The 13592-nt window shown below is 72.7% G+C and carries 11 protein-coding genes, 1 tRNA gene, 4 pseudogenes and 1 riboswitch; of the genes and pseudogenes, 10 read left to right on the forward strand and 6 right to left on the reverse strand.

Annotated elements, in window-relative coordinates; all coding sequences use genetic code 11:
- Positions 1 to 37: 37 nt before the first annotated feature.
- Positions 38 to 2778, forward strand: a pseudogene (gene aceE, locus REH70_RS11780) (pyruvate dehydrogenase (acetyl-transferring), homodimeric type).
- 79 nt (positions 2779 to 2857) lie between these two features.
- Here the strand turns inward: aceE and REH70_RS11785 are convergent.
- Positions 2858 to 3544: a hypothetical protein gene (locus REH70_RS11785; protein WP_310747415.1), complete on the reverse strand. Its 687-nt coding sequence runs from the start codon at positions 3542 to 3544 to the stop codon at positions 2858 to 2860.
- 125 nt (positions 3545 to 3669) lie between these two features.
- On the opposite strand from REH70_RS11785, the pseudogene REH70_RS11790 reads away from it, so the two are divergent.
- The 5 genes and pseudogenes from REH70_RS11790 to fabF all read left to right on the forward strand — a co-directional run bounded on the left by REH70_RS11790 (position 3670) and on the right by fabF (position 8552).
- Positions 3670 to 4832, forward strand: a pseudogene (locus REH70_RS11790) (PucR family transcriptional regulator).
- A 78-nt stretch (positions 4833 to 4910) separates the two neighbouring features.
- Positions 4911 to 5868 (forward strand): annotated as a pseudogene (locus REH70_RS11795) (ACP S-malonyltransferase); the annotation flags it as partial.
- Positions 5869 to 5902: 34 nt separating this feature from the next.
- Positions 5903 to 6906: pseudogene (locus REH70_RS11800) on the forward strand (beta-ketoacyl-ACP synthase III).
- A gap of 54 nt (positions 6907 to 6960) precedes the next feature.
- Entirely contained in the window at positions 6961 to 7212 is a 252-nt protein-coding gene (locus REH70_RS11805) for an acyl carrier protein (protein WP_310747417.1), read from the forward strand.
- Positions 7213 to 7307: 95 nt separating this feature from the next.
- Positions 7308 to 8552, forward strand: coding sequence for a beta-ketoacyl-ACP synthase II (gene fabF / locus REH70_RS11810; RefSeq protein ID WP_310747418.1), 1245 nt, complete (start codon positions 7308 to 7310; stop codon positions 8550 to 8552).
- Positions 8553 to 8632: 80 nt separating this feature from the next.
- Here fabF and REH70_RS11815 read toward each other — a convergent pair whose 3' ends face one another.
- From REH70_RS11815 to REH70_RS11825, 3 genes are all read right to left on the reverse strand, one after another.
- Positions 8633 to 9133: a DUF3145 domain-containing protein gene (locus REH70_RS11815; RefSeq protein WP_310747420.1), complete on the reverse strand. Its 501-nt coding sequence runs from the start codon at positions 9131 to 9133 to the stop codon at positions 8633 to 8635.
- Positions 9134 to 9267: 134 nt separating this feature from the next.
- On the reverse strand, positions 9268 to 9753 hold the full coding sequence (gene def, locus REH70_RS11820; protein WP_310747422.1) for a peptide deformylase: 486 nt from the start codon (positions 9751 to 9753) through the stop codon (positions 9268 to 9270).
- A 142-nt stretch (positions 9754 to 9895) separates the two neighbouring features.
- Positions 9896 to 10102 carry a BldC family transcriptional regulator gene (locus REH70_RS11825; protein WP_310754255.1) on the reverse strand — a complete coding sequence of 69 codons (207 nt, stop codon included), beginning with the start codon at positions 10100 to 10102 and terminating at the stop codon, positions 9896 to 9898.
- A gap of 51 nt (positions 10103 to 10153) precedes the next feature.
- A riboswitch (cyclic di-GMP riboswitch) is annotated at positions 10154 to 10228 on the reverse strand.
- A 397-nt stretch (positions 10229 to 10625) separates the two neighbouring features.
- Between REH70_RS11825 and REH70_RS11830 the strand changes: the two genes are divergently transcribed.
- Positions 10626 to 10699: transfer RNA gene (locus REH70_RS11830), tRNA-Ile, on the forward strand.
- 74 nt (positions 10700 to 10773) lie between these two features.
- On the opposite strand, the gene REH70_RS11835 is transcribed toward REH70_RS11830, so the two are convergent.
- Together REH70_RS11835 and REH70_RS11840 are read right to left on the reverse strand one after the other, a co-directional pair.
- The gene (locus tag REH70_RS11835) at positions 10774 to 12033 is read right to left on the reverse strand and encodes a site-specific integrase (protein WP_310747423.1); all 1260 of its coding nucleotides are present in this window, start codon (positions 12031 to 12033) and stop codon (positions 10774 to 10776) included.
- Complete coding sequence (locus tag REH70_RS11840; RefSeq protein ID WP_310747424.1) at positions 12030 to 12548, reverse strand: helix-turn-helix transcriptional regulator; 519 nt, start codon at positions 12546 to 12548, stop codon at positions 12030 to 12032. The genes REH70_RS11835 and REH70_RS11840 overlap by 4 nt, the downstream gene beginning before the upstream one ends.
- Before the next feature lie 111 nt (positions 12549 to 12659).
- On the opposite strand from REH70_RS11840, the gene REH70_RS11845 reads away from it, so the two are divergent.
- From REH70_RS11845 to REH70_RS11855, 3 genes are read left to right on the forward strand one after another with little or no spacing between them, the layout of a single operon-like run.
- The gene (locus REH70_RS11845; RefSeq protein ID WP_310747426.1) at positions 12660 to 12872 is read left to right on the forward strand and encodes a helix-turn-helix domain-containing protein; all 213 of its coding nucleotides are present in this window, start codon (positions 12660 to 12662) and stop codon (positions 12870 to 12872) included.
- Positions 12869 to 13177: a hypothetical protein gene (locus REH70_RS11850; RefSeq protein ID WP_310747428.1), complete on the forward strand. Its 309-nt coding sequence runs from the start codon at positions 12869 to 12871 to the stop codon at positions 13175 to 13177. Before REH70_RS11845 ends, REH70_RS11850 begins: the two co-directional genes overlap by 4 nt.
- 49 nt (positions 13178 to 13226) lie before the next feature.
- The gene (locus tag REH70_RS11855; protein WP_310747430.1) at positions 13227 to 13538 is read left to right on the forward strand and encodes a hypothetical protein; all 312 of its coding nucleotides are present in this window, start codon (positions 13227 to 13229) and stop codon (positions 13536 to 13538) included.
- The last annotated feature ends 54 nt before the right edge of the window (positions 13539 to 13592 follow it).

Raw genomic sequence — 13592 nt, forward strand, 5'->3', positions numbered from 1 at the left:
ACCGGCTTCGCGGTGCGGAACAAGGCAAGGAGCACTGGTGGCTTCGTTCGACGAGACAGGACCGCTGATCAACGGTCTGCTCAGCCAGGTCCCGGACATCGATCCGGCGGAGACCAGCGAATGGCTCGAGTCGCTCGACGGTCTGATCGACGACAAGGGCGGCCCGCGCGCGCGGTACCTGCTGCTGAGCCTGCTGAAGCGGGCGCGTGAGCGCAGCATCGCCGTCCCGGGGTCCCTCAACACCCCGTACGTCAACACGATCGGGGTCGACGAGGAGCCGTACTTCCCCGGGGACGAGGTCCTGGAGCGCCGGTACCGGTCCTGGATCCGGTGGAACGCGGCCGTCATGGTGACGCGCGCGCAGCGTCCGGAGATCGGCGTCGGCGGGCACATCTCCTCCTACGCGTCGGTCGCGACGCTGTACGAGGTGGGGCTCAACCACTTCTTCCGCGGCAAGGACCACCCCGGTGGTGGCGACCAGGTCTTCTTCCAGGGCCACGCCTCCCCGGCGTGTACGCCCGCGCGTACCTCGAGGGCCGCATGTCCGCCGAGGAGCTCGACGGGTTCCGCCAGGAGAAGTCCCGCGAGGGTCACGGACTGCCGTCCTACCCGCACCCGCGCCTGCTGCCGGACTTCTGGGAGTTCCCGACCGTCTCGATGGGCCTGGGCCCGTCCGGCGCGATCTACCAGGCGTGGACGAACCGCTACCTGCACGAGCGCGGCATCAAGGACACATCCCAGCAGCACGTGTGGGCCTATCTCGGCGACGGCGAGATGGACGAGCCGGAGAGCCGCGGCATGCTGCAGCTCGCGGCGAACCAGCAGCTGGACAACCTGACCTTCGTCGTGAACTGCAACCTCCAGCGCCTCGACGGCCCGGTGCGGGGCAACGGCAAGATCATCCAGGAGCTCGAGGCGCAGTTCCGCGGCGCCGGCTGGAACGTCATCAAGGTCGTCTGGGGCCGCGAGTGGGACGCGCTGCTGCAGGCCGACAAGGACCGCGCCCTCGTCAACCTCATGAACGTCACGCCCGACGGCGACTTCCAGACGTACCGGGCCGAGAGCGGCGGGTTCATCCGCGAGAACTTCTTCGGCCGCGACCCGCGCACGAAGCAGCTCGTGGACAAGATGTCCGACGACGACATCTGGGCGCTCAAGCGCGGTGGTCACGACTACCGCAAGATCTACGCCGCCTACGCCGCCGCGATGGCGCACACGGGTCAGCCGACCGTCATCCTGGCGCACACCATCAAGGGCTACGGGCTGGGGTCCGGCTTCGCCGGGCGCAACTCGACGCACCAGATGAAGAAGCTCAAGTCGGACGACCTGAAGACGCTGCGGGACTCGCTGCACATCCCGATCACGGACGAGCAGATCGACGAGAACCCCTACGTCCCGCCGTACTACCACCCCGGTCCGGACGCCCCCGAAATCCAGTACATGCTCGAGCGCCGGCGCAAGCTCGGCGGGTTCGTGCCCGAGCGACGGACGGCGCACACCGAGATCACCCTGCCGGGCGACAAGACCTACGAGCTGCTCGCCAAGGGGTCCGGGCACCAGGAGGTCGCCACGACGATGGCGCTCGTGCGCCTGTTCAAGGACCTCGTCAAGGACAAGGAGATCGGGCACCGGATCGTGCCGATCATCCCCGACGAGGCCCGCACGTTCGGCCTGGACTCGATCTTCCCGTCGGCGAAGATCTTCAACACCCAGGGTCAGAACTACATGGCCGTGGACCGCGAGCTCATGCTGAGCTACAAGGAGTCCGAGGCCGGGCAGATCATGCACACCGGCATCAACGAGGCCGGGTCGGCGTCGGCGTTCCAGGCCGTGGGGACCTCGTACGCCACGCACGGCGAGCCGCTGATCCCGTTCTACTTCTACTACTCGATGTTCGGGTTCCAGCGGACCGGTGACCAGTTCTGGGCCGCCGGCGACCAGATGACCCGCGGCTTCCTCATCGGCGCCACCGCCGGACGCACCACGCTGACCGGCGAGGGCCTGCAGCACGCCGACGGGCACTCCCCGCTGCTGGCCAAGACGATGCCGCACGTCGTGCACTACGACCCGGCCTACGGGTACGAGATCCGGCACATCGTCCGGGACGGCCTGCAGCGCATGTACGGCGACGACGGGCGCGACCCGGACGTCATCTACTACCTGACGGTCTACAACGAGCCCATGGTCCAGCCGGCCGAGCCCGAGGGCGTGGACGTCGAGGGCATCCTGCGGGGCATCCACCTCGTCTCCCCGGCCGAGGGCGAGGGCCCGAAGGCCCAGATCCTCGCCTCGGGTGTCGCGGTGCCGTGGGCGCTCGAGGCGCAGCAGATCCTGGCCGACGACTGGGGCGTGCGCGCCGCGGTCTGGTCGGTGACGAGCTGGAACGAGCTGCGGCGCGACGGCGTCGCCACCGAGGAGCACAACTACCTGCACCCGGGCTCCGAGCCGCGGCAGGCCTACCTGGCCCAGAAGCTGCAGGGCGCCGAGGGGCCGTTCGTCGCGACGACGGACTACGACCACCTCGTCGCCGACCAGGTGCGCCAGTGGGTGCCGGGCCGGTACGCGACGCTGGGTGCGGACGGGTTCGGGTTCTCCGACACCCGGGCCGCGGCACGTCGCTTCTTCCACATCGACGGGCCGTCCACCGCGGTGCGCGTGCTGCAGCAGCTCGCGGCGGAGGGCGCGGTGGCGTCCGACGCCCCGGCCCAGGCCGTCGAGCGGTACCGGCTGCACGACGTGAACGCCGGCACGTCCGGCGCGGTGGGTGGCGACTCCTAGGTCAGCCCCCGCCGGACGGACGAGGGCCCCGACACCGAGTGGTGTCGGGGCCCTCGTCCGTGGTGGGCGTGGCGCGAGGTCAGGCGCCGGCGGTCCGGGACTCCGCCCGGACGACCAGGGCCTCGAGCTCGGCCTTCAGGTCGGTGATGGAGCGCTGGTCGGGGTACATGTCCAGGGACTGCAGGTGCTGGCGGGCCTCGAACGCACGGTCCGCCTCGATCGCGGCACGGACGAGGTGCGCCCCGACCTCGGGGCTGTGCTCCCGCGGTCGCCAGTGGCCGACGCCGAGCCCCAGCGCCTCCACGGGCTGCCCGGCGTCACGCAGGACGGCGAGCCCCTCGGCGAGCGCCTCGCCGGAGCTGTCCCGCTCGGCCGCGGTGAGCAGCCGGCGCATCGCGCCGTCGTGGTCGTCGTGCACGGACAGGCGGGCGAGCTCGACGAGCGGGTACCACGCACGCGGATGGCCGGCGAGCTCCTCGCCCAGCGACCACACGGCGAGGTCCGCGGCGCGCTGCTTCTCCTGCTCGTCGTGCGGCGCGCTCAGCGGGTCACCGTCGACGGCGCTCTCCGCCGCGCGACGGCGCACGATCTCCGCGAGGGCCTGGAAGGCGCGGACGTTGTTGGGGTCGTCGCTCAGCATGGAGCGCAGGGCGTCCTCGTGGAGCGTGTCGCCGCGTCGCGCGGCCGACGTCGGACGGCGCGCGCCGACCTTCGACGCCGACGACGGACGTCGCATCAGCTGGCGTAGTCGTGGGAGCAGAGCCATGCGCCGACCATAGCCGCTAGGGCCCACGGCCACCCTGCGGACGGCTCTCCGCGGCGCGTGCGCAGCACGATGGTACGCCGCCGCTTTTGTCGACTCCCCACAATCGCCGGCTCTATGCTCGGCGGATGATCTCTCACCCCGCGCCCGGCGCCGACACGCTGCGGCGCGTCCGGGACGGCCACGGGCTGCTCACCGCGGCGGCGCTGCGCCGGCTGGACGAGGACCTTCCCTGGTACCGCGCGCTGCCCGCCGAGGACCGCTCCTGGGTGGGCCTGGTCGCACAGGCCGGCATCCGGGCGTTCATCTCCTGGTACGGCGAGGCGCCCGGGACGGCGCGCGGCGTCGGGGAGATCTTCGCCGCGGCCCCGCCGGAGCTGACCCGCTCCATCTCCCTGCAGCAGACGCTCCAGCTCGTGCGGGTCGCGGTGGACGTCGTCGAGGAGAACAGCGACCACCTCGCGGCGCCCGGCGACGAGCGGGACCTGCGCGAGGCCGTCCTGCGGTACTCCCGCGAGGTCGCCTTCTCGGCCGCAGAGGTCTACGCCCGCGCCGCCGAGGTGCGCGGGGCCTGGGACGCGCGGCTCGAGGCGCTCGTCGTCGACGCGCTCGTGCGCGGTGAGGCGGACGACTCGCTGCGGTCGCGGGTGTCCGCACTGGGCTGGTCGGGCCGCGGGTCGACCCTCGTCATGGTCGGCACGTCGAGCTCCCCTTCGACGACGTCCGCGCCGCCGACCTGCGCCGCGCCACCCGGCGTGCCGCGGACGACGCGCTGGTCGGGATCCAGGGCGACCGGCTCGTCGTCTTCCTCGGCGGCGAGAGCGACCTCCGCGCGGCCGCCGCCACGCTGCTGCCGCGGTTCGGGCCCGGGCCCGTCGTCATCGGGCCCCTCGTCCAGGGGCTGGAGGACTCGGGCCGGTCGGCCCGCGCCGCGCTCGCCGGCCTCCTCGCCGCACCGGCCTGGGAGCAGGCCCCCCGCCCCGTCTCGGCCGACGACCTCCTGCCCGAGCGGGTCCTGACCGGGGACACCACCGCCCGGAGGACGCTGGTCGACCAGGCGTACCGGCCCCTACTCGCCAGCACCGGCTCGCTGCTCGAGACGCTCTCCGCGTACCTGGGCAGCGGTCGCTCCCTCGAGGCCGCCGCCCGGACCCTGTACGTGCACCCCAACACGGTCCGGTACCGCCTGCGGAAGGTGTCCGAGGCGACCGGCTGGGACCCGCTCGACCCGCGCGAGTCCTACGTCCTGCAGACCGCGCTCGCCCTGGGGCGGCTCGACGGACCGTTGTAGCGTCCGGACAAACCCGCTCCGGATCCTTGGTACGGGTCGTGAGCCGGGCGTGCGGGCGCCGACCGGCACAGTGGACCCGTGCTCGTCGTCGCCTGCCCCGGCCAGGGTGCCCAGTCCCCCGGCATGCTCGTCCCCTGGCTCGAGCTGGAGGGCGCGCAGCCCCTCCTCGAGCGCTGGTCGCACGTCGTCGGGCAGGACCTCGTCGCCCACGGCACGACGTCCGACGCGGACACGATCCGCGACACCGCGGTCGCCCAGCCCCTGCTCGTGGCCGCCGCGCTGCTGAGCTTCCGGGCGCTGGTCGGCGAGCCCGGGACCTCCCTGCTCGACGCCGAGCCGGCGGCCCTCGGTCCCGCGGGCGTCGACGTCGTCGCGGGCCACTCCGTGGGCGAGCTCGCGGCGGCCGCCGTGGCCGGTGTGCTGAGCGAGGACGAGGCGCTGTCCCTCGTCGCCGTGCGCGGGGCGGCCATGGCCCGCGCCGCGGCGGTGACGCCGACCGGCATGAGCGCCCTGCTCGGAGGTGACCCCGAGGCGGTGCTGGCACGGCTCGCCGAGCTCGGGCTGACCGCGGCCAACGTCAACGGGTCCGGTCAGGTCGTCGCCGCGGGCGACCTCGGGTCCCTCGCGACGCTCGCCGCCGACCCCGGCCCGCACCCGCGTCGTCCCGCTGCAGGTGGCCGGCGCGTTCCACACCACGCACATGGCCCCGGCCGTCGACGAGCTCGCCGCGGCGTCCGCCGCGACGTCGCCCGCCGACCCCCGCACGACGCTGCTGTCCAACGCCGACGGCGCCGCCGTGACGTCCGGGGCCCAGGCGCTCGAGCGGCTCGTCGCGCAGGTGGCGAACCCCGTCCGGTGGGACCTGTGCCAGGTCACCATGCAGGGTCTCGGCGCGACGGCCCTCGTGGAGCTGGCGCCCGCCGGAGTGCTCACCGGCCTGGCGCGACGTAGCCTGCCGGGGGTCGAGACGCACCCCGTCAAGACCCCGGCGGACCTCGACGCGGCGCGCGACCTCGTGCGACGCCACGGTGGGACCGCCGCCGGCACACCCGACTCGCGGAGGACCCCTCGTGACCCGACCGACCCTGACCCAGGCCACCGGGCCTGCCCACACCCGGATCCTGGGGCTGGGGGCCGCACGCGGCGAGCTGACCGTGCCGAACGACGACCTCGTCGGCCCGATCGACTCCTCCGACGAGTGGATCCGGCAGCGGACGGGCATCGTGACCCGCCGGCGGGCCGCCGCGGGCACCGACGTGCTCGACCTCGCGGTGCAGGCCGCGAACGACGCCCTCGCGAACGCCGGGCTCACCGGCGCGGACATCGACGCCGTCATCCTGTCGACCGTCACCTACTTCCACCAGACGCCCGCCGGGGCCGCGATCGTCGCCGACCGGATCGGCGCGACCCCGGCGGCCGCGTGGGACATCTCCGCGGCGTGCGCCGGCTACTGCTACGGCGTCGGCCAGGCGGACGCGCTCGTGCGCGCCGGGACGGCGCGCCACGTGCTCGTCATCGGCGCCGAGAAGATGAGCGAGTTCGTCGACCCGACCGACCGGAGCATCTCGTTCCTGCTCGGCGACGGTGCCGGTGCCGTCGTCATCGGCCCGTCAGACACGCCCGGCATCGGGCCGACGATCTGGGGCTCGGACGGCTCGCAGTCCCAGGCCATCCGGCAGACGCACTCCTGGCTCGACGTCCGCGACTCCGACGCCGGCTGGCCGACCCTGCGCCAGGAGGGCCCCACGGTGTTCAAGTGGGCCGGCTTCCAGATGGCGCCGATCGCATCGAAGGCCATGGCCGCGGCCGGGGTCGAGCCCGAGCAGATCGAGGCGTTCATCCCCCACCAGGCCAACATGCGGATCATCGACCAGATGATCAAGCAGCTGAAGCTGCCCGAGTCGGTCGTCGTCGGGCGGGACATCGCGGACACCGGGAACACCTCGGCGGCGTCGATCCCCTGGCCACCGAGCGGCTGCTGAGCGAGGGCCAGGTGGGCTCCGGCGCGCTCGCCCTGCAGATCGGTTTCGGAGCCGGCCTGGTCTACGCGGCGCAGGTCGTCGTCCTCCCCTGACAGACTCGGGCCCGTCCCGGACCGAGCACGACCCGACAACAAGGAGAAGCACCCATGGCGTACAGCGAGCAGGAGATCCTCGCCGGACTGGCCGAGATCGTCAGCGAGGAGACCGGTCTGCCGACCGACTCCGTCCTGCCCGAGAAGTCCTTCACCGACGACCTGGACATCGACTCCCTGTCGATGATGACGATCGTCACGCTCGCGGAGGAGAAGTTCTCCGTGCGCATCCCGGACGACGAGGTCAAGAACCTCGCGACCGTCGGCGACGCCGTCACCTTCATCTCGGGCGCCCAGGCAGCCTGACGCCTCGCCCGACCCGCACGGCCCGTGGCCGGGCGCCCGCCCGCTGACGGCGGGCGCCCACCACGGAACCCTCCCCACCGCCCAGGAGCCCCCTCATGAGCACCGCACCCGACGTCGTGATCACCGGTCTCGGCGCGACCACCCCGCTCGGCGGCGACGTCCCGAGCACGTGGGAGGCCGCTCTCGCCGGGAGGTCGGGCATCCGCACGCTCGACAACGACTGGGCCGAGACCTACGGCATCCCCGTCAGCTTCGCCGGCTCGGTCGCCGTGCCCGCCGCCGAGGTGCTGTCCCGCCCCGAGACCAAGCGGATGGACCCGTCGGCGCAGTACGCGCTCGTCGCGGCCCGCCAGGCCTGGGCCGACGCCGGCTCCCCCGAGATCGACGGCGAGCGGCTCGGGGCCGTGGTCGCGTCCGGGATCGGGGGGATCTGGACGATGCTCGACGGCTGGGACACCGTCCGGGAGAAGGGTGCGCGCCGCGTCCTGCCCATGACCGTGCCCATGCTCATGCCCAACTCCCCCGCGGCCAACGTGTCGATCGAGTTCGGTGCCCGGGCCGGTGTGCACGCCCCGGTCTCGGCCTGCGCCTCGGGCGCGGAGGCCATCGCGTACGGCGTGCAGATGATCCGCACGGGCCGCGCCGACATCGTGATCGCCGGTGGCACCGAGGCCGCCGTGCACCCCATGCCCATCTCGGCGTTCGCCGCCATGAAGGCGCTGTCGACCCGCAACGACGACCCCGCCGGCGCCTCCCGCCCGTACGACGTGACCCGCGACGGCTTCGTGCTGAGCGAGGGCTCCGGCGTCGTCGTGCTGGAGAGCGCCGACCACGCCCGCGCCCGCGGCGCGAAGGTCTACGGCCGGGTGGCCGGCCTCGGGATGAGCGGTGACGCGCACCACATCGCCGCCCCGGAGCCGACCGGCGTCGGCCAGACCGCCGCCATGCAGCGGGCGATGGACGACGCCGACGTCAGCGCTCGCGACGTCGTCCACATCAACGCCCACGCGACGTCGACCTCGGTCGGCGACATGATCGAGGTCCGCGGCATCCGCGCGGTGCTCGGCGCGGACGCCGACCACGTCCGGCTCTCGGCGACGAAGTCGATGACCGGGCACCTGCTCGGGGCCGCCGGCGCACTGGAGACGATCTTCAGCGTCCTCGCCTTGCGCGACCGGGTCGCGCCGCCCACGATCAACGTCACCGAGCCGGACCCCGAGCTCGACCTCGACCTCGTCCGGGACGCCCCGCGCGAGCTCCCGGCCGGTCAGATCGCGGCCATCAACAACTCGTTCGGCTTCGGTGGGCACAACGTCGCGCTCGTGGTGACCAGCGTCTGACCCACCCCTGCCGCGCACGACGGCGAAGGCCCCGCACCGGTGATCCGGTGCGGGGCCGTCGGTCGTCCGGCGGCGCCGCGCTACCCGACGCGGTGCAGCCAGCGGACCGGGGCGCCGGCGCCCGCGTACCGGAACGACTCGAGCTCGTCGTCCCAGGCCTGCCCGAGGGCGAGGTCGAGCTCCACCCGGAGGCGGGCCGGGTCCGCGGCGTGCTGCAGCGCGGCCCGGATGCGGTCCTCCGGGACGACGACGTTGCCGTGCACGTCGGTCGCGGCGTGGAAGATCCCGAGCTCGGGCGTGTGACTCCAGCGCGAGCCGTCGGTGCCGCGGCTGGCCTCCTCGGTCACCTCGTACCGCAGGTGCGCCCAGCCGCGCAGGGCGGACGTCAGCCGCGCACCGGTGCCCTGGGGGCCCTGCCACGAGTGCTCGGCACGGAACATGCCGGGCGCCGCGGGCTGCTCAGTCCAGTCCAGGGACAGGCGCGAGTCGAGCACGCTGCCCGCCGCCCACTCGACGTGCGGGCACAGCGCGCGCGGCGACGAGTGCACGAAAAGTACGCCGCGGGTGATGGCACCGGCCATGTCGGTCCTCCTGTCGGGTCGAGGTTCGTCTTCCCCAACGACCTCAGCCCCGTGACGGGAGGTGTGCACTCATCTGCGGCGTGCTCCGCGCCATCATGCCCTACACCGCGCGCACGGCGCCAACGACCGCGGGTCTACAGCTGCTCGCGGATGGCGCGCATGGCCTTCTTGCGGACGGAGCGCTCGAGCCGGTCGAGGTAGAGCATGCCGTCGAGGTGGTCGACCTCGTGCTGCAGGCACCGCGCCATGAGCTCGGTGCCCTCGACGACGACCTCCCGACCGTCGAGGTCGGTGCCGACGACGCGCGCGTACCAGGCGCGCTTCGTCGGGTACCACAGGCCCGGAACGGACAGGCAGCCCTCGTCGCCGTCCTGGTAGTCGTCGGACAGCTCGACGATCGTCGGGTTGAGGACGTACCCGACCTCGTCGTCGATGTTCCACGAGAACGCCCGCAGGTTGACACCGATCTGGTTGGCGGCGAGCCCCGCCCGCCCCTCGTGGTCGACCGTCTCGACCAGGTCGTCCACCAGGGACCGCACCCGGTCGTCGATCACCGTGACCGGCTCGCACGGGGTGCGCAGCACCGGGTCACCGACGGTGCGGATCTCTCTCATCGCCATGGCTCGATCCTGCCATGCACGCAGCGCCGGGCCGGTGCCGAGCCGCCGCCGTGGTCGGCGTGGGACGAGTCGGTCGGGCGACCGGGGTGCGACGCCTCGCGCCCCGACCACCCGCCCGTGCCCCGTCGCCGGACCGGACCGCTCAGGCCTGCGGCTCGCGCTGCTCCGGAACGCCTCCGAGGAGCTGCCGGACCTCGTCCTCGTGGAACCGTCGGTGCCCCCCGAGGGTGCGGATCGCCGAGATCTTCCCGGCCTTCGCCCAGCGCGTGACCGTCTTGGGGTCCACGCGGAAGAGCGTGGCCACCTCCGACGGCGTCAGCAGCGCGCCGGAGCCCTGCGGCTCCGGCATCGACGGGTGGGATGTGAGTGGGGTGACCATGATCGTGACTCCTCTAAGTCGTTCGGTGGCTCGGCCGGCCCGGCGGGCCCCGTGGCTTTGCGTCCCCACCTCGCGGTGGGTTTGCCGTTGTCGCTGACGTGGTCATGATCGGCCGAAGCGGACAAGTAGTTCGACAACGCCACACCCGGACGTTCCACACACCTCGTTTGGTGGTACGCGTCACATCCACACGGGTGACTGCGGCCCGCGCACGCCCGCTGCGGGCGCGGTACGCGCCGCCCGGAGGTCGGTGGCTCGCTCCAGGCCCCTGAGGGACTCCCGCTACGGCAAAGACTGTCCTAAGATCCACCCAACGCCCAGGCGCGAGCAGGGCGGGCGGGCTCGATCCGCCGAGCGAGGGCGCCTCACCCTGTGCGGGTGAGGCGCCCTTCTCCATGCCGGCTCCACGCCGCCTGCATGCCGCATCGCGCGACGTCGTCCGGGTCGCGGTGCCGCGCCGGGTCCCGTCGCCTGCCGCTAGGCTGGCGACCACGGGCCAGTAGCTCAGCCGGTCAGAGCAGCGGACTCATAATCCGTGGGTCGTGGGTTCAAGCCCCACCTGGCCCACTCCTCTGTGAAGCCCTGGCCTGCGGAAACGCTCGCCGGGGCTTCGCGCATGTCCGGCGCCGACGGACCGGTGGTCACAGAGTGGTCACGCGACGCCCTCGGGACCAGCGCAGCGGCCCGCTCGGCAGCGTCCCGGCCCACCCCTCGAGGAGGTGGGAGTAGGTGTCCGCCGTGATCGAGATGTTCGAGTGCCCGAGCCGCTTGGACACGATGGCGATGTCGACGCCGGCGGCGAGCATGAGCGACGCCGCCCCGTGCCGCAGGTCGTGCAGGCGCACCCGCCGCAGGCCCGCCTCGGCGACGAGCTCGACGAACCGGTGCGACACGTAGTCCGGGTTGATCGGCGTCCCGTCCTCGCGGGCGAACACCAGGCCGTGGTCGGAGTAGGCGCCGGACCACGCTGCACGCTCGCTGTCCTGGCGCAGTCGGTGCTCCATGAGGGCGCCCGCGGTGCGGCCGTCGAAGTCGATGCCACGGCTCTCCCCGCTGGCCGTCTTGGGGCGTCCGAACGCGAGCCGGTTGTGCGTCTGCCCGCACACCCCGCACGGGGCCGCGGCGGCGAGCTGCACGACCTGCTGCCGGACGACGAGGACGCGCCGCTCGAGGTCGACGTCCTCCCAGCGCAGCCCGAGCGCCTCACCGCGGCGCAGGCCGGCGGCGGCCATGACCTCGAACAGGACACCGAGGCGGTCGTGGGCCGCGTGGTCGAGGAACGCCCCGAGCTCGCCGGGCTGCCACGGGTGCACCTTCGGACGTGACGCGGACGGCAGGTCGACGTCGACGGCGGGGTTGTGGCTGATGAGGCGCTTGCGCTTCGCGGTGGCGAGCGCGGACCGCAGCGTCGCGTGCACCCTGCGGACCGTGGCGGGCCCCATGGCGCGGCGCCCCTTGACGGGCTGGGCGATCTGCACGAGGGCGTGCTCGACGTGCCCGGGCCGCAGGTCCCGCAGGCGCATCTGCCCGAGGTACGGCACGAGATAGTCGCGGATGTGCTGCCGGTACGACTGCACGGTCGTCGGGCGCAGCCCGTTGGCCTCCTTGGCGGCAACCCACTGCTCGAGGAACGCCCCGACGGTCATCTGCTCGTCGTGGGCGTAGGACCCGTCGGCGACGGTCGACGTGATCTGCGCGAGCGCGTCCGCGGCGGCGTCCTTGGTCGGGAAGCCCGACCGCTTCACCTGCCGGCGCTCCTGCCACACGCCGTCCTTGCCGCGGCCGGCGCCGAGGTCGACGACGAACGTCCATGACCCGTGGCGCAGCTTGCACGCCTTGCGGTTCCCGCGGGCGTCGCGCTCGATCGGGCACGAGCACCGCTTGTAGATGCTGCCCCTCATGGCTCCTCATTCCGTTCGTTCTCGAACCAGGCATCTTCACCACGAGCCACACCCAACGCCTTGAGCGCTTCGACGTTGCCGAGCCGCAAGAGCGTGACGCGGATGGCGCGGCCGCGATCTTGCGCCGTCGTCGCGACGTCGAGGATCTCCTCTAGCTCGTGGTGCAACCGGTCCATCTGTCGCAAGACGTCGTCGTAGGTCCGCTTGGTCGGGGCGGCGCTCCACCCGATCGGGGCGAGGTCGGCTCGCTGATAGGTGGCCGGCCCGACTGCGACTGCCTGCGCCTCACTGGGGAGTACGACGAGACGCTCGAGCGCCACTTCGAAGATCAGGCAGATGAGCACCATGTCCGCCACGGTGAAGGCGCGTGCGCCGCTCTCGGCTGCCGACACCGTGGCGCGGCTCCATGCCTTGCCGTAGTGGCTGCCCACCTCTTCGCCGAACCGCGCCTGTGACCAGCCACGAGCCGTCCGCAGCTGTTCAAGGTTCCTGCCGACGACCTCCTCGATTCGCACTGCCCTCTCCCGTCTGGACTGTCTAGCGATATCTGAACAGTAGGGCAAGGGATGGATAGACACAAGGGGCACGCGGCGACACGCTCAAGGTGTCGAAAGGAGGAACCCCCAATGGTCCCCACAGAGCTCCTCGGGAAGAGCACGGTCAGCGTGCAGGTCGCAGCCAAGGTGCTCGGCATCGGGCGCAACCAGGCGTACCAAGCTGCGCACAACGGCGAGTTGCCGACCCTGCGCATCGGCCGGCGCATCCTCGTGCCAGTCCCTGCGCTGCTCGCGATGGTCGGCCTGGACTCCGCCGGTGATCCGCAGGTGGCCGCCTCGTGAACCGCGACGAGCTCCTCGCCCTACCGGTAACGGTCGACGTCGAGACCGCGGGCCGCGCCCTGTCGATCGGCCGGACAAAGGCGTTCCAGCTCGCCAAGGCCGGGCAGTTCCCGGCGCGGGTGCTTCGCCTGGGTGGCAAGTACCGCGTCGTCACGGCCGACCTGCTCGAGCTCCTCGGAGTCGCCCCCACACGCAGCGACGGCGCGTCCGCCACAGACGCGCCGATCGCCCCCACCGTCGAGGACTTCGGAGGTCCCCGCCTTGAGCAGCATCCCACGCAGCTCCACGCCCTGTCCGCGTCCTGAGCAACCGCGTCGGATTGCTGATCCGGTGCGGGTCACAGATCCGCAGGTCATGGCGGCCGCGGTCACGAGCGGGTCACGCGCTGGCGCCCCCGCGCAGCCGTTCGACGGGTGGCTCGACGACGCACTCGGCGCCCTGTTCGTCCTGGCCGACACCGGCCAGCCCTTCGGCTGCGACGAGCTCCACGCGGCAGGCATCGCCGAGCCGTCGTCGACCTCCCACTGGGGCAACGTCTTCCGGCTGGCGCACGAGGCCGGCTTCATCGAGCCCATCGGCTTCCGCCTCTCCCGTCGCCCCCCACGCCGCGGTGGAATCCAGCGCGAGTGGCGCGGCGTCGAGTCCCCACCGCGGGAGGCCGCATGAGCAGCCCACTCGAGACGCGCCCCAAAAAGGGTGACGTCACGAGGGAGACGACCG

Source organism: Cellulomonas sp. ATA003, assembly GCF_031582905.1.
Classification (GTDB): Bacteria; Actinomycetota; Actinomycetes; order Actinomycetales; family Cellulomonadaceae; genus Pengzhenrongella.